Origin of the sequence: Marinobacter subterrani, from assembly GCF_001045555.1 — a bacterium.
GTDB classification, from domain to species: Bacteria; Pseudomonadota; Gammaproteobacteria; order Pseudomonadales; family Oleiphilaceae; genus Marinobacter; species Marinobacter subterrani.
Map to the genome: position 1 here is coordinate 1,446,105 of NZ_LFBU01000001.1, position 16,339 is coordinate 1,462,443.

The window sequence follows — 16,339 nt, forward strand, 5'->3', positions numbered from 1 at the left end:
TCACTGGGCCGGCAGCGCCTTGATGGAATACAGATCGTAGCGGCTGCTTTTGCCCTCGATCCGGGTGGTTGGCTCGGGCCCGTCGATCGCCGGTGCCTTCCGCGGGCGCTTGACCACAACCCGGTAACGGGCGCATGCCAGGGCAGCCGCCAGCAGGTGGCCGGAATCGTCATCGTCGCCGACAACCGTTCGGAATACCTGCATTTCCTTTTTTACCAGGGCGGATTTATCCCGGTGCGGGAACATTGGATCCAGATAGATCACATCGGCGGCGCCAGAGCCCGCCTGCTCAAACCAGTCGACACTGCTGCCTGCCATCAAGCGCATGCGCTCAACAATCAACCTGCAATCGGTGTTCAGCGCGGCACGGGCCAGGCCGTCCGCCAGCAGCGCATGGATGACCGGGTTGCGCTCAAACAGGGTTACCCGGCAGCCGAGACTGGCGAGGATAAACGCGTCCTGGCCAAGCCCTGCCGTGGCATCAACAACATGCAGGTCGGCCCGGGTTTTCTGCAAGCCGACCGCCCTGGCAACCAGTTGCCCGGCGCCACCGCCGTGCTCACGCCGGTAGCCCATCTTGCCGGTGACAAATTCCGCCCGCACCGGGCCGGGCGCACCCTTACCTGTGAGTTGCAGGCCAAGGCCCTGCTCATCAAGAAACAGCACAACCGGGAATTCGTTAATGTCTTTGGGCCGGATGACATCAAGATTCTTCAGTGACAGGGATTCCGCCAGCTCGTCCGCCTTGAGTCTGTCTCCCAGGGGACTTCGGCCGACCGCAATGCGCGTTTTGAGGTTGGCGGGCTTTTCCGGGTCAGAGTGAGGCATCAGACCAGGATATCAATGCCGGCAAGGGTACCCGTGCTGCCGGTTTCCTGGCCGGCGGACGCCACCGCTGCAAAGGTGGACAGGGCCCGGGCCGCGGGCAGGGAAAGCTCATCAGCACGGAAGCGCTCAAGACGGACTTCTTCCGACGCCCGTCGGGCCTCAACCCTGCGCTCCAGCGTTTCCGTCGGGCTGCGCTCGGTAACCGCCCCCTGGCGACTTTCGGCCAGATCACGACGCGACGATTCGTCCGTTTTCTCAGGCGTGGCGGCAGGCGCACGGGCAACATCACTGCGCTCGCGAACGGGGCTGTTATTGCCCGACTGCAGACCGAAATTGTTGCCCGGATTAATGCCGCCAATCATTGTTCAGATACCACTAGCCCGATGACAGGAAAACGCGAATCCAGAGTATGAAAGATTACGGTCCTGAAGAAAAGCCAGTTGATCAGCATTTAGCCAGACCGGAATTCAAGAACATCAGCGCCCAGGCAGCTTTTTCCAGGCCACTTCATCCCGGATATACACCGGTTGGGCCTGTTCCGCCGGCACCGCCCGGCCCTGCTGAAATCCGGTAACGGCCAACCTGGCAACCCAGGAGGCACGAAGCACCAGGGTTGCATCCACCTTGCCGGGAAGATCGGCCACCGCAGACGGCATGTCAGTGCGGTACTGCCAGCCCTGGCCAACACCGCACCAGTGGTCGGGCCCCGCCGGGAGTGTCAGGTTCGCTGGCGGGCAGACCTGCTCTTCCCCCAGCAAAACCGGCACCCCGGCGCGACATTCGAAACAGCCCCAGTAGACTTCGCCCATGCGGGCATCGAAGGCGACGGCAACACCGCCGCCCGCGGAAACACCGAGGGTTTGAATCGCACCAAAGGCAACCGCTTCCAGTGAAGACACCGGGACGACCGGAATATCCAGCCCCCAGGCCAGGCCCTGCACCACGCCGGTTGCGATCCGCAGGCCGGTAAAGGAGCCCGGGCCACTGGCAAATGCCAGGGCGTCCAGATCTGCCGGCACCAGGCCCTGCTCCGAGAGCAACTCCCGCACCATGGGCATCAGAAGCCGGGTATGACCTCTGGGGGCAAGCTCAAAGCGTTCAGATATCTCGCCATCAACAAGAAGGGCTGCGGAGCAGCCCTCTGATGACGTGTCCAGTGCCAGCAGTTTCACAGGCGTGAAATCCTCGGGTCAGGATGCCATGGATTTACTTGAGTTCAGACAGGATCTGGTCGCGAATGCTATCCAGGCTGCCGACGCCTTCCACCCGCACGTATTTCGGGGCAGCCGCCGGTTCTTTTGCCGCCCAGTCCTGATAGTAGCCCACCAGAGGCGCCGTCTGATCGTGGTAGATTTTCAGGCGCTTGCGCACCGTCTGTTCCTTGTCGTCCTCACGCTGCACCAGTGGCTCACCGGTTTCGTCATCTTTACCTTCCACCTTGGGCGGATCGTATTTGACGTGGTAAATCCGGCCGCTGCCTTCGTGAACCCGGCGGCCGGACAGTCGGCTGACGATTTCCTCGTCATCCACCGCGATCTCGACAACATAATCAATGGCAATCCCCTGATCTTTCAGGGCCTCGGCCTGGGGAATGGTGCGCGGGAACCCGTCCAGCAGGAAGCCGTTCTTGCAATCCGGCTGCTGAATGCGCTCCTCAATCAGCGCGATGATGATGTCGTCAGACACCAGGCCGCCGGTCGCCATGACTTCCTTCACCTGCTTACCCAGCTCGGACTCCGCCTTCACCGCCGCCCGCAGCATGTCGCCGGTGGAGATCTGGGGAATATCAAACCGTTCCGTTATGAACTGGGCCTGAGTCCCCTTACCTGCGCCCGGCGCGCCTAACATGATGATTCGCATAACGCTGTGCTCCCGTTTTAGTCATTATCGTTTGAAAAGCTGTGGCAAAAACTTCTGCCTTTGCGACAGCCTCTCCCATCCGGAACAGGTGTCCGCCGGAGACGGCGAGGGCGCATTATACGAAGTCAGCCACCTCAGAGAAAGTCGACCTCCGTATCATGCACCGGAAGCGCGCCTTTCTCCGCAAACAGCATCAGGGTGTCAGGATGACAGGGAGCTGGCCAGGGCGTCCAGATCCGGGGCTACCCGTTCAATTTCCGAGGTAAGTTCATCGATCACATCGGGCTGCAGCCCCAGCCCTTCCAGCAGCGGCGGCACATCATCAGGGTTGAATTCATCCCCGATGCCACGCTCCTTCAGCAGCGCATTAGCCAACTGCACCATAAGCACATAGTTTTCATGCTCACCGTGATAGCCGGGCTGCTGATGCACCCCGGCCGCCTTGACTACCGGATCCGGCAACTGCCACAGACGGTGCAGAATTCCACCAATGGCGCCATGGCCCACCGACAGGATTTCCTGCCCGTTACCCTGGCCGAACACCTGCTGCTCCAGGGAGTGCATGCTGGCCTCCGGGTTGCTTTCCCGAAGTTGATTGAGCTCGGCAAATTCAGCCGGAAACAGATGCCCCACCAGCAACAGGCCGAAGTTATGCAGCAGGCCGCACAGGTAGCCCAGGCCTTTATCGGCACCACACCTCGGCGCAATGCTCTGGCACAGGAAGGCACAATACAGCGAGTGTCGCCAGAAGCTGTCCATGCCCAGCATGCCCTGGCGGGGCACGTCGAACGCCCGGACCGAGGCAATACCCAAGGCAATATGAGCAACGCGGTCAAAACCCAGCACCCGGGTAACCGCTTCCTGCACCGAGTTGATCTGGCCTGGGTAGTTGAACAGGGCGGAGCGGGCGTAGCGCATGACCTGGGCGGTCAGGCTCGGATCAAACTCAATGAGTTCAGCCAGTTCCCGGGCGGTGGCGTCGGTGTTGGCCGTCAGTCTGAGAATACGCAGGGCAAGGGCCGGCATGGGCGGCAGGCGGTAGAGTTTCTGCAGCTTGTCGGCCACTTCCTCAAGGGTCAGTGACTCACGGTTGCCGTTGCCCGGGCCGCGTATAACCAGATGTCCCGCCCTGGCGCCCGCCAGCGCAAGCCTGAATGACCGGGCATCCATTTCGATCAGGGAATGATCGGTACCACTGGAGAAAAGTACCCGCTCGGCCCGCCCGACATCCTCATCTACCACCACCGGAAGCTCGTACGCCTGGCCAACGGGTGGCGTGAAGCCCGGATCGCAGTCTCCGAACAGGCGGTTGCTCTGGCGGGCGGTGAGCGGCTGCAGCCGACGGCCCGTCAACTGGTACACCGCATCCAGGTCAAGACCGCTGTCAAACTTGTGGACGGCCATAACCACACCACTGATATCAATCAGTAAGGTCGCCTGGACAAAATCCCCCTGGGGCCGCCCCGAGGCCATTACCGCCGCATCCAGGCTGGTCACCTGCTCAATCGGCAACTCCTGAAAGCCGATACCCTCGCGGGTCAGAAAACGCTCCAATCGTGCAGCCAGTGCCACAGCTTACTCCTGTTATCCAATGTCCGTGGCCAGTAAACCGGCCTCTTACCCGCTTTTTAACCGGTGTTGCGCATGCCGGCCGCGATGCCTGCCATGGTTACTTTCAGGGCACGCTCCACCAGTTCGGGCACTTCGCCTTTGCCTTCGCTTTCCCGATCGCGCTTGAGCAACTCCGCCTGCAGGTAATGCAGCGGGTCCGTGTAGGGGTTACGCACCCGCATGGAGTGGGCAAACACCGGCTCATCTTCCAGCAGGTCCTTCTGTTCCTTGAGCTCCAGAAGCCGCTGAATGCACCCCTGCAGCCGCGCTCTAAGGCTTTCGCCGAGGGTTTTTAACCGGTCATCATCCAGCAGGGTCTGCTCATAATAGCTGGCGATGCGCAAATCCGCCTTGGCCAGTACCATCTCGAGCATATCCACGTAGGTGCGGAAGAACGGCCAGCCCTGCATCATCTCCCTGAGGACAGGCAGTCGATTATCCCGGGCCGCCGCTTCCAGCGCCACATCACTGCCCAGCCAGCTGGGCAGCATCAGCCGCATCTGGGTCCAGGCGAAAATCCAGGGAATAGCCCGCAGGCTCTCGACACCGCCGGTTGCTTTCCGGCGTGCCGGCCGGCTGCCAAGGGCCAGTTTACCCAGGGCCTGCTCCGGCGTGACCTGGCGGAAATAGGGCACGAAATCCGGATTCTCCCGGACCACATCCCGATAGGCTTTCAGGGATCGCTCGGTGAGCCAGTCCATGGTTTCCCGCCAGCTGTCCTCCGGCTTGGGTGGCGGTGCCAGGGTCGCTTCAATAACCGCCGTGGTATAGAGCGTCAGGCTCTGGACCGCCAGCCTTGGTAAACCGAACTTGAACCGGATCATTTCGCCCTGTTCGGTAATCCGGAAGCTGCCGTTTACCGAGCCGGGCGGTTGGGACAGGATCGCCCGGTTGGCCGGACCACCACCACGGCCAACGGTGCCGCCGCGGCCGTGGAACAGGGTCAGGTGCACCCCGTACTGGCTGGCAACGTGGGTGAGCTTTTCCTGGGCCTGGTACTGCGCCCAGGCCGCCATCAACTGGCCGGCATCCTTGGAGGAATCGGAGTAGCCGATCATGACTTCCTGCCGGCCCTGGCAATACTCCCGATACCACTCCACCTCATACAGAGCGGCCATACTGTCCGGCGCGCCGCGCAGATCGTCGAGGGTTTCGAACAGCGGCACCACCCGCATCGGGTACTTCATGCCCGACTCCCGCAACAGCAGGATCACGCTGAGCACATCGGACGGCTTGCTGGCCATGGAAATCACATAGGAACCCAGGGCCTGGGGCGTCTGCTGCGCCACCACTTCACAGGTTGCCAGCACCTCGCGAACCGGCTCGGAGGGCTCCCAGTTGCGCGGCACCATTGGCCGGCGACCCTGGAGTTCCCGCACCAGAAACGCCTGCCGCTCCTGCTCGGACCAGGACAGGTAATCCCCCAGGCCAAGATAATCCACCATCTCGGCAACCGCTTCGGCGTGGCGGCTCGCCTCCTGGCGAATATCCAGCCGGATCAGTGGCAGGCCGAAGGTGTGAGCCCGCCGGATGGTGTCGAGCAAGGGGCCATTGGCTATCGTCTCCAGGCCGCACGCCACCAGCGACCGGTAACAGAGCTCCAGGGGGCCGGTAAAGTCTTCGTTCTCGAACAGGATACCGGCGGCATCCGCAGGATCGCCGTTCACACTGGCCTCCGCCCAGTCGCGGGTTTTGATCAGCCGCTCCCGGAGTTCAGCGAGGACATGGCGATACGGCTCCCGGGAATCGCCAGCCACCTTCTTCAACTCGTCGCTGGCCTGCCACATGGACAGTTCCGCCCGCAGTGCCTGGATGTCCCGCAGATAGAGATCCGCCGCCATCCACCGCCCCAGCAGGAAAACCTTGCGAGTGACCTTGTGGGTTACATTGGGGTTGCCGTCACGATCACCGCCCATCCAGGACGCGATCCGGATAGGCGATGCCTGCAGGGGCAGCCCTTTGCCCGTGGCGCCCTGCAGGGAAGTGTCGAGGCTTCTCAGAAACTGGGGTAACGCCTGCCACAGGCTGTTCTCGATAACCGCGAAGCCCCATTTGGCTTCATCCACCGCGGTTGGCCGCTCATGGCGTATCTCGTCGGTGTGCCAGGCTTCGGTAACCAGCTGCGACAGGCGGCAGGCGATTTCGTCACTCTCCGCGGGCATCAGATCATCATGATCCAGCTGCGCCAGGCAATCCGACATTTCGTCGTATTTCATGATCAGGGTGCGGCGAGCCACCTCGGTGGGATGGGCAGTCAGGACGAACTCGATCCGCAGGTCGGCAACCCGCTGGTGGAGCTCTTCCGGGCTGACGCCTCCGGTTTTCAGGCGATCGAAAACCTCGCCCAGTGACTCCACCATTAGGTCGGACTGATGGCCCCGTTTGCGCCGAATGCCGTGGTACTGTTCCGCCAGGTTGGCAAGATTGAGGAACTGGTTGAAGGCCCGTGTGACCGGCAGAAGCTCGTCATCCCTCAGCTTGCCCAGCAGATTGACCAGCCGCTGGCCGGAGCCGCTTTCCTGGCGGCGGTCGGCCTTGGCGGCTGCCCGGATTTCCTCAATCAGCTCATAACAGTCCTGGCCGGGGTAGCGGCGGATACTCTGGCCCAGAAGCTCGCCCAGCATTCGCACATTTTCTCGGAGGTCGGGGTGTAGCTCAGTCACATTGGCGTCCTTTTGAATTGACGGAGGCGAAGTAAACTTACGATACTAAGGAACAGCCGAGAAAGTCTATTGGCGATTCAAGCCTCTAGCCGCAAGGAGTCATCATGAAGGTCACTGATTTGCCCAAACACTGGGAAAGCGAAAAAGAGCCCGTGGACCGTACCCACGATTACAATCTGCGCCTGCCGCTGGAAGACGCAGCACGGGTGGCTGCGCTGGCAGAGCTGTACCCGGACCGCACGGAGAGCGATATTCTGAACGATATGATCGGCGCGGCTCTGGACGATCTGGTTCGTCAGAGCCCGCTGAAGGACAGGCTGGAGGGGAAGGACAAGCCGGTCAAATAAGCAACGGCGGGCAGTTTAACTGCCCGTCAGGCTGCTGATTCCAGCTGGCGAGCCTTGAGGCGCTGGATGTGCTTCTGGCTCAGGCTGACAAACCTCGGCGTCAGGCCCTGATCTTCATAGATCTCGAAACCATCCTCATCAAAAGCCACCACCCTGGTGCCCTGGACATACGGGAAGCTGGTTTCCATCTCGTCCAGCGCTGCGGAAATGAGATCCCGCATCAGATCCTGGGGTGACTTCATAGGATACAGCGCCGCGAGTTTTTCGAGGCGCTTGTGATGCTGGTCAGACAACGCCATGAAGTAGGCGTCTCGGGTAAGCCGACCGCGAGCATGCTTGTCCCAGTAGTTGACCAGATCTTTGATTTTCATGGTGCCTTCACTCCTGCATCTTATTGACGGCGCACGGTGCACGGAATCTGTGCATCCGTTTCCGGAAGTTTAGACGAAGCCGCAGGTCCGGGGGCGAGAAAATTGGTAACGGATTGTACTTACCGGAAGGCCCTGTTTATCAGCCCTGTCCGCCCCGCTCTACCCCCTTGACCGCCTGCCAGATGGCATCGAGCGCTTCCAGGGATTCGTCATCCATATTGCGCCCCTCCTGATCAAGCACACGTTCAATGGCGCGGAAGCGGGCATCGAATTTGTGGTTGGTTCGTTTGAGGGCCTGCTCAGGATTAACCTTCATGAACCGTGCCAGATTGACACAGACAAACAGCAGATCGCCCAGCTCGTCCTCAACGGCGTCCGGGTCGCCGGCGCCCGACAGGGCCTCCTGCCACGCCTGCTTGAGCTCGTCGATTTCCTCGTGCAGTTTGTCGAACACCGGGCTTATATCCGGCCAGTCAAAACCGTGGCGGGCGGCCCGCTTCTGGAGCTTCTCGGCTCTGGCCATGGCGGGCAGGGTTCGGGCAATGCCATCAAGCCGGCTGACCGGTGCAGTGCCCTCCGGCGCTGGCTTCAACGCCCGCTCCTCGGCCTTGATGCGCTCCCAGCTTTCCTTGATCCAGGCTTCATCCGGGCGGTTATCGGGGTCGATACGGCTTGCCAGCGTGCCCTCGGGAAAGACGTGCGGGTGCCGGCGCACCAGCTTCCGGACCAGGTGATCAACCACGCCGTCAAAGTCGAAGTGCCCGTCTTCCCGGCCGATCTGGGCATAGAAGATCACCTGGAACAGCAAGTCGCCCAGTTCATCCTGCAGATGCGGGTAATCCTCACGCTCGATGGCATCCGCAACTTCGTATGCCTCTTCAAGGGTATGGGGCACAATGGTCTTGTAGGTCTGCCGGGTGTCCCACGGACAGCCGGTCTCCGGGTCGCGGAGCCGGGCCATCAGGGTTTTCAGGTCTTCAATGGTGTAGCTCATCCACGCTTACGCCTTACGTCAATGATATTGGGCAGATTACGGATCTGCGCCAGCAGGCGGGCCAGCTGTTCCAGGCTGGAAATCTCCACGGTCAGCAGCATGGTGGCGGTATTTTCGTCCTTGTTGCTCAGGGTATTCAGCGCCAGCACATCACTCCGGGACGACGACAGTACCTGGGTAATGTCCCGCAGCAGACCTGAGCGGTCATAGGCCTCAATCTCGATGTCCACCGGGTAGACCGCCGCCGGCTGGCCACCCCAGCTCACCTCGATGATACGGTTCGGCTCAAACTCCCGCAGGTTCAGGAACGTCAGGCAATCCTGCCGGTGCACGGTAACCCCTCGCCCGACGGTGATGTAGCCGCCAATGGCATCCCCCGGCAGGGGTTTGCAGCACTTCGCCACCTGGGTCTTGAGCTTGCCGACACCGACAATCTGGATATCGGATTCCGTGTCGTAGGGCTTGCGCCGCTGGGCGCTCAGCTTGAGATCCAGTTGCTCGGATTTCGGCTCCAGCATCTGCTGGGCGACGTTGGCCACATGGGTCGGGCGCAGATCGCCGGCACCCACGGCGGCAAACATGTCCTCCGCGCCGTGATAGTTTACCTTCACAGCCAGCTCGCCAAGGTCCACGTCGTAGAGCGACAGACGCCGGAATTCATCCTCCAGGATGGCCCGGCCATCGATGATATTACGGCCGCGATCCTGCTGCTTGAACCAGTGCGTCACCTTGGCCCGGGCCCGGGAGGTCTGGATGTAGCCGAGGCTGGGATTCAGCCAGTCCCGGCTGGGGGACGGATTGTTGGAAGTCAGGACGAACACCTGATCGCCGGTTTTCAGCGGATAGGTAAGCGGCACGATACGGCTGTTCACCCGCGCCCCACGGCAGGCGTGGCCGATTTCGGTATGCACCCGGTAGGCGAAATCCACCGGGGTCGCGCCCTGGGGCAGATCCACCACATGGCCTTCGGGCGTGAACACATACACCCGGTCCGATGTCACATCGGACTTGAGATGGTCCGCCAGCCCGGACAGGTCACCCAGATCTTCCTGCCATTCAAGCACCTGGCGCAGCCAGTTGATCTTGGCATCATAGCCGGTGGACTTGTTGCCTTTGTCCGTGCCCTTGTAAAGCCAGTGCGCGCACACGCCCAGCTCCGCTTCCTCGTGCATCTTGTGGGTGCGGATCTGGACTTCCATGACCTTGCCTTCCGGCCCGATCACCGCCGTATGCAGGGACTGGTAGCCGTTTTCCTTGGGGTTGGCAATGTAGTCATCGAACTCGTTGGGAATATGCCGCCACAGGGTATGGACAATCCCGAGCGCGGCATAGCAATCGCGCACTTCCGGCACCAGGATTCGAACGGCACGGACGTCGTACACCTGGGAGAAGTCGATGCCCTTGCGCCGCATTTTCCGCCAGATGCTGTAGATGTGTTTGGCGCGGCCGGAAAGCTCGCCTTCGATGCCGAAGGCCTTCAGTTCTGTCTGCAGGGTATCCAGTACCCGCTTGATATAGCCGTCACGGTCCAGGCGCTTTTCATCAAGCAGCTTGGCAATCTTTTTGTAGGCGGTTGCATGCAGGTAACGGAAAGACAGGTCCTCCAGTTCCCACTTGATATGACCGATGCCAAGTCGATGGGCAAGGGGCGCATAGATATCGAACACTTCCCGGGCAACGCGCATGCGCTTTTCCTGGGCGCCATTCTTGACCGCCCGGATGGCACAGGTTCGCTCAGCCAGCTTGATCAGGGCGACGCGTACATCGTCGATCATGGTCACGAGCATCTTGCGGACGTTGTCGAGCTGGCCCTCGCTCTGCCCCAGCACATTGCCCTTGAGCGGATGGTGAATGGAGGAAATCGCGGCCATTTGCTGTACGCCGTTGATCAGGCCGGCAACTTCGTCACCGAACTCCTTACGGATTTCCTCGAGCGACACCCGCTCCTCACGAACCGCGCGATAGAGTATGGCGGCCACCAGGCTGGCCTGGTCCAGATGCAGCTCGGCAAGCACCTGGGCCATCTCGATACCGATGCGGAAACTGCTGGAGCCCGGCGCCCAAAGCCGGTCTTCCCGAAATGCCTGCAGATCAATCTCTGCCGCCTTTTCGCAGGCTCGCCGGAACTGATCGACGTCTTCCAGATGTGTTTCCGAGGCAATCTGGTGAACCCAGCCCTCAATGTCCACCTGGCCGTCGCCAGTCATTGCGTAGTCTTCGCGAACTTTTACCATATCGGTCTTGTTGTTCCTGATGTGTCACACAGCCATCCCTGACTGCCCGAGTGCCTTCAGCCGGAATCCCGCTCAAACAGCGCAATCGATTCCACGTGCGTGGTGTGGGGGAACATGTCCATCACACCCGCACGCACCAGACGATAGCCGTTGCGCGCCATAACTCCGGCGTCCCGCGCCAGGGTCGCGGGGTTGCAGGAGACATAGACGATTTTCCGGGCACCGAAGGCGGTCAGGTACTTGCAGATCTCCTCGGCACCGGAGCGGGGCGGGTCTATCAGGACCTTGTCGAACCCTTCCTTTGCCCAGCTCTGGCCGGTGAAATCCCCGTGCAGATCAGCACCGTGAAAAGCGACATTGTCCAGACCATTTAGTTCCGCGTTCTCACGGCCCCGTACGACCATGGTCTCGTCCCCTTCCACGCCGACAACCTGCCCGCCCCTTCGGGCCAACGGCAGAGTGAAGTTGCCCAGACCGCAGAACAGATCCAGGACACGCTCACCCGGCTGGATATCCAGCCATTCCACCGCCCTGTGTACCATCGCGCGGTTAATGCCTGCATTGACCTGGGTAAAGTCCATGGGATGAAACTGCAGGGTCAGGTCGAATTCATCCAGCCGGTAGCTCAGACGCTCATCCTGCCGGCCGGCCGATTCCGGCCAGATCCGGTGCACGGTATCCGGCCCCTTGGGCTGCAGGTAGATATGCAAATCGTGGGCCTGACCAAAGGCAATGAGTTTCTCCCGGTCACCCGCCGAGAGCTCATCCATGTTGCGGAACACCATCACCGCCACATCATCACCACAGGCCACCTCGACCTGGGCAATCCGGCTGTAGGCCTCCAGATCCTCAAGCATGGTGCGCAGGGTCATGATCCGCTCCCCGATCCGCGGATCCAGCACCACGCAACGATCAATATCCGTCAGGAAACTGTTGCGTTTCTCCCGGAACCCGACCAGAACAGATTCCCGAGCCTTCACATAACGAACCCCCAGGCGCGCCTTCCGGCGATAGCCCAGGCTGCTTTCCGAGCGCAGGGGTTCAATCCACTGTTCCGGCTCGATGCCCCCGAAATGGGCAAAATGTTCACGCAGGGTGTCTTCCTTGAACCGGATCTGGGCGTCGCCACTCATGTGCTGGAGGCTGCAGCCGCCGCACAGATCGGCGAACTCGCAGGGCGGCGCCTGGCGTTCCGGCGCGGCTTCCAGCACCTGCTCGGCTCGCAGCTCATCAAATTTGCTGCGGCTGGACACCACCTTGGCCATCACCGTTTCCCCGGGCAGGGCGCCGTCCACAAACTGAATTTTGCCGTCCTGGCGGGCGATGCCCCGGCCGTCATGGCTCAGGGTCTGAATGTCACAGCGCACGGGTTCTTTGGGAAGAACCTTCCTGCGTCGTCTGCTCATATTCGGGTCTCTTGATAAAAACGGATTCAGGCGCCGGGAAACACCCCGGTCGACAGGTAGCGGTCGCCGCGGTCACAGATAATGGCTACGATGATCGCATTTTCAACCTGCTGCGACAGTTTCAGGGCGGCGGCGATGGAACCGCCCGAGGAGACACCGCAAAAAATACCTTCCTCGGCGGCCAGGGCCCGCATGGTGGTCTCGGCCTCTTCCTGGCCGATATCCAGCACCTGGTCCACCCGGGCGGCATCGTAGATTTTCGGCAGATAGGCCTCGGGCCAGCGCCGGATGCCGGGGATGGATGCACCCTCCTTCGGCTGCAGACCGATGATCCGGATATCCGGGTTGCGTTCCTTGAGATAGCGGGAAACGCCCATGATGGTTCCGGTGGTGCCCATGGAGCTGACAAAGTGGGTCACACGCCCTTCGGTCTGTTCCCAGATTTCCGGTCCGGTCCCCCGGTAGTGCGCCAGGGGGTTGTCCTGGTTGCTGAACTGGTCAAGCACCTTGCCCTTGCCTTCTGCTTCCATCTTCAGGGCCAGATCCCGGGCGGTTTCCATGCCCTCGTCTTTTGTCACGGTAATGATCTCTGCACCAAAGGCCCGCATGGACGCCCGGCGCTCCTCGCTCATGTTCGCGGGCATGATCAGCACCATGCGGTAGCCCTTGATTGCTGCAGCCATGGCCAGCGCTATACCGGTATTACCGCTGGTGGCCTCAATCAGGATGTCGCCCGGTTTGATTTCACCACGGCGTTCCGCTTCCTGAATCATGCTGATGGCGGGGCGATCCTTGACCGAGCCGGCAGGATTGTTGCCTTCCAGCTTGGCCAGGATGATATTGCTGGTGTCACCGGGGAGGCGCTGCAGGCGAACCAGAGGGGTGTGCCCGACATAATCTTCAATGGTGGGGAAATGCATATAATAACCCTGTGGTACACTTTTGGCTTCGCATGATACGCGTTATTAGGCCGGTCTCCCAATACAGCTTCTCGCTATATCCATGACCGGCGGCTATAACCGGCACGAGATTTTCCGGCGCTACCGGGACTGATACCACGGTTATCAGTGCCAGGATCATCTATTCTTAACAGGGAAGTTTTCCGCACCCGGGTGCGGACAAAAGCAATAATTCAGGAACACGGTATGCGACGTTGGGGCATTCGCAAGAAAGTTTTGGTGGTAACCCTGGTTCCCACACTTCTGACTACCTTGATGCTGGGGCTGTTCTTCACCTATAGCTGGGTCGCCAATATTGAAACCCTGCTCAAGGATCGGGGCGAATCCCTGTCACGCCAACTGGCGGCGGGTTCGGAGTATGGCCTGTTCACCGCCAACCGGAGCCTCCTCAGCAGCCTCTCCAACGCCCTTCTTGAAGAACAGGACGTTCGCTCAATCACCTTTTTTTCCAGTGATGGTTCACGCCTGCTGCACACCGGGCCGGGCAGTTCCGAGACGGTGAATATCAAGGAACTGACCGCCGAGCGTGCAACACGAATCTCCCGGGCGGACAGTACCCGCTTCATTACCCCGGTTTTTCTTCAGGATCTGATGATTGAGAGCATGATGGACCCGGATGCCCGCCAGTCCATGTCCGGCTTGCAGACTCCTCTGGGCTGGGTTGTTGTTGAAATGTCCCACATCCGCACCGAGAAAGAGACCTACAAGGCGTTGCTGATCTCCCTGCTGCTGGTTCTCGGCGGCGTCATCCTCAGTATGGCAATTGCCCTGAGGCTCAGCCGCGCCTTCACCAACCCGGTGTTCGAACTGAACGAAGCCGTTGCCAGACTGAAAGAAGGCAAGCTGGAAACCCGGGTCTACACCGGGGCCGGCCCCGAATTCGAGCAGCTCGAATCCGGCCTGAACGCCATGGCCGAGGAGTTGAGCAAGGCCCAGGCCGAGATGCAGCAGAACATTGACCAGGCCACGGAGGATCTTCGTGAAACCCTGGAAACCATCGAAATCCAGAACATCGAACTGGACTTTGCCCGGAAGGAAGCCCTGGAGGCCAGCCGGATCAAGTCGGAATTCCTGGCTAATATGTCCCACGAAATCCGCACCCCGCTCAACGGTATCATCGGTTTCACCGAACTGCTGCTAAAAAGCCCGCTGCCAAGACAGCAAAGGGATCACCTGAGCACCATCCGGAAATCCTCGGAAATCCTGCTCACCATCATCAATGACATCCTGGACTTCTCCAAGATCGAAGCCGGCAAACTGATCCTGGACCGGGTGCCGTTCCAGTTACGGGACATTGTCGAGGAGGTCATGGTGATGCTGGCACCGGCCGCCCATGCCAAGAACCTGGATCTGGTACCGCTGGTGTATAACGACGTGCCGGACAACATCATGGGCGACCCGCTGAGGGTAAAACAGGTCATCACCAACCTGGTAAACAACGCCATCAAGTTCACCCAGACCGGGGAAGTGGTGTTGCGCGCGAGCCTGGAAGAGGAAGAAATGGACAGCAACCGGGTGACCCTGCGCCTGAGCGTTTCAGATTCCGGCGTCGGGCTCTCCCGGGCCCAGCAGCAATCCCTGTTCAATGCCTTCAGCCAGGCCGATGCCTCCACCGCCCGCCAGTACGGTGGCACCGGCCTGGGCCTGGCCATATCCAAGCGACTGGTTGAGGAGATGGGTGGCAAGATCGGTCTTGAAAGCGAACTGGGCAAGGGTTCGACCTTCTGGTTCACGCTGACCTCGGAACTTGCCAGCAGCGGAGAAGCGATTGCTCCCAGAGATGCCCTGCAGGGCGAGCGGGTTATCTATCTGGAACAACAGAAGACCACCGGCCTGGCCGTGGAACATCTGCTTAGGGAATGGGGCATGGTGGTGGACCGCGTTGCCTCGCCCGGTGCTCTGCAGGAGCAGATAGAGGAAGCCCAGAAGAGCCAGGCCGGCTATGCCGTCGCCATTGTCGGTATCACCCGACACCTGCTGAATTCCAGCCAGTACTGCGGGCTTTTCAGAACCCTGGAGGTTGATCGGGACTGCCGGACCCTCTTGCTGACCCCGACCCTTGAAACCCACGACACACCTCTCTCCGGGCTCGCCAGTGGCCACCTGACCAAACCAGTGTGCCGGGAGGCACTCTACGACGAGCTTCTGCTGCTTGTTCACGGCATCAACTCGGCCGGCCGCACCACCGTCGAATTCCAGAGCGCCATGCGCCGGCCGGCGACAGGCAAGGTTCCGCGGGTACTCGCCGTGGACGACAACGACGCCAACCTCAAGCTGGTACTGACCCTTCTTGAAGACTGCCAGCTGGATGCCGAGGGCGCATCCAGCGGCTTTGAAGCACTCAGCAAGGCCCGACAGAAACCCTTCGACCTGGTTTTCATGGATCTCCAGATGCCGGGAATGGACGGCGTGGAAACGACCGCCAGACTCAGGGAGATGGACACCGACAACCACCGGACCCCGATCATTGCCCTGACAGCGCATGCCCTGGCCGATGAACAGGAAAGGCTGTCCCGGCAGGGTTTTGATGGTTACATGCCGAAACCCATCAGCAGCGGCCAGCTCACCGAAATCATTCACGAGTACACCGGCTATATTTGCCAGGGAACGCCCGGCAGCGGGCGATTTCGGGTACCGGAAGTGCGCGATACCCGCCGGGCCCTGCGCCCGTCAACCCGCCAGATGCAGCAGGACTGCGTGAGTGTTGACGAGAGCATTCAACTGGCGGCCGGCAAGGCGGATCTGGCCGAGGAGCTGTTCAGCATGCTGCTGGAACAGGTTCATGCCGACCTGGAGCGGATTTCAGGATTCTGGAGGGACCAGAGCCTCGATGAACTGCTGGAGTGCGTTCATAAGCTTCATGGCGCTGCCCGCTATTGTGGTGTGCCGGAACTGAGGGCGGCGGCCAACCGGTTCGAAACCGCCCTCAAATGCTCGGCACCGGATCTGGAGCAACAGAAGGACCGGCTGCTTTCGGCCATGGAGCGCCTGGAGATCTGGACCGAACAGACCGACTGGCAGCAACTGTTCCGCAACCAGCACCCGGCTGCGGAAACCTCCTGAACC

13 protein-coding genes are annotated in these 16,339 nt (G+C 60.8%); 2 read left to right on the forward strand and 11 right to left on the reverse strand.

Annotation, left to right across the window (positions count from 1 at the left end; all coding sequences use genetic code 11):
• From msub_RS06670 to ppc, 6 genes are all read right to left on the reverse strand, one after another.
• Nucleotides 1–828 (reverse strand): class I SAM-dependent methyltransferase, encoded by an 828-nt coding sequence (locus msub_RS06670; RefSeq protein ID WP_048495291.1) that lies wholly within the window; start codon nucleotides 826–828, stop codon nucleotides 1–3.
• Nucleotides 828–1,190, reverse strand: a complete 363-nt coding sequence (locus msub_RS06675) for a hypothetical protein (protein ID WP_048495292.1) — start codon at nucleotides 1,188–1,190, stop codon at nucleotides 828–830. The genes msub_RS06670 and msub_RS06675 overlap by 1 nt, the downstream gene beginning before the upstream one ends.
• Before the next feature lie 114 nt (nucleotides 1,191–1,304).
• Nucleotides 1,305–2,000 (reverse strand): tRNA (adenosine(37)-N6)-threonylcarbamoyltransferase complex dimerization subunit type 1 TsaB, encoded by a 696-nt coding sequence (tsaB, locus tag msub_RS06680; RefSeq protein ID WP_048495293.1) that lies wholly within the window; start codon nucleotides 1,998–2,000, stop codon nucleotides 1,305–1,307.
• Between the two features lie 34 nt (nucleotides 2,001–2,034).
• On the reverse strand, nucleotides 2,035–2,688 hold the full coding sequence (adk, locus tag msub_RS06685) for an adenylate kinase (protein WP_048495294.1): 654 nt from the start codon (nucleotides 2,686–2,688) through the stop codon (nucleotides 2,035–2,037).
• Nucleotides 2,689–2,889: 201 nt separating this feature from the next.
• Nucleotides 2,890–4,260: an HDOD domain-containing protein gene (locus msub_RS06690; RefSeq protein WP_048495295.1), complete on the reverse strand. Its 1,371-nt coding sequence runs from the start codon at nucleotides 4,258–4,260 to the stop codon at nucleotides 2,890–2,892.
• Nucleotides 4,261–4,316: 56 nt separating this feature from the next.
• On the reverse strand, nucleotides 4,317–6,962 hold the full coding sequence (gene ppc / locus msub_RS06695; RefSeq protein ID WP_082146424.1) for a phosphoenolpyruvate carboxylase: 2,646 nt from the start codon (nucleotides 6,960–6,962) through the stop codon (nucleotides 4,317–4,319).
• 104 nt (nucleotides 6,963–7,066) lie between these two features.
• Here ppc and msub_RS06700 point away from each other — a divergent pair, with 104 nt between their 5' ends.
• Nucleotides 7,067–7,309 carry a hypothetical protein gene (locus msub_RS06700; protein ID WP_048495297.1) on the forward strand — a complete coding sequence of 81 codons (243 nt, stop codon included), beginning with the start codon at nucleotides 7,067–7,069 and terminating at the stop codon, nucleotides 7,307–7,309.
• Nucleotides 7,310–7,335: 26 nt separating this feature from the next.
• Here the strand turns inward: msub_RS06700 and msub_RS06705 are convergent, their stop codons facing one another.
• The 5 genes from msub_RS06705 to cysM form a co-directional block, all read right to left on the reverse strand.
• Nucleotides 7,336–7,680, reverse strand: coding sequence for a hypothetical protein (locus tag msub_RS06705; RefSeq protein ID WP_048495298.1), 345 nt, complete (start codon nucleotides 7,678–7,680; stop codon nucleotides 7,336–7,338).
• 139 nt (nucleotides 7,681–7,819) lie between these two features.
• Nucleotides 7,820–8,674, reverse strand: a complete 855-nt coding sequence (gene mazG / locus msub_RS06710) for a nucleoside triphosphate pyrophosphohydrolase (RefSeq protein ID WP_048495299.1) — start codon at nucleotides 8,672–8,674, stop codon at nucleotides 7,820–7,822.
• Nucleotides 8,671–10,908, reverse strand: a complete 2,238-nt coding sequence (relA, locus tag msub_RS06715; RefSeq protein WP_048495300.1) for a GTP diphosphokinase — start codon at nucleotides 10,906–10,908, stop codon at nucleotides 8,671–8,673. The genes mazG and relA overlap by 4 nt, the downstream gene beginning before the upstream one ends.
• Before the next feature lie 56 nt (nucleotides 10,909–10,964).
• Nucleotides 10,965–12,314 carry a 23S rRNA (uracil(1939)-C(5))-methyltransferase RlmD gene (gene rlmD / locus msub_RS06720; RefSeq protein WP_048495301.1) on the reverse strand — a complete coding sequence of 450 codons (1,350 nt, stop codon included), beginning with the start codon at nucleotides 12,312–12,314 and terminating at the stop codon, nucleotides 10,965–10,967.
• Between the two features lie 26 nt (nucleotides 12,315–12,340).
• The gene (gene cysM, locus msub_RS06725) at nucleotides 12,341–13,234 is read right to left on the reverse strand and encodes a cysteine synthase CysM (RefSeq protein WP_048495302.1); all 894 of its coding nucleotides are present in this window, start codon (nucleotides 13,232–13,234) and stop codon (nucleotides 12,341–12,343) included.
• Between the two features lie 225 nt (nucleotides 13,235–13,459).
• On the opposite strand from cysM, the gene msub_RS06730 reads away from it, so the two are divergent.
• Nucleotides 13,460–16,336 (forward strand): ATP-binding protein, encoded by a 2,877-nt coding sequence (locus msub_RS06730; RefSeq protein ID WP_048495303.1) that lies wholly within the window; start codon nucleotides 13,460–13,462, stop codon nucleotides 16,334–16,336.
• Nucleotides 16,337–16,339: the final 3 nt, after the last annotated feature.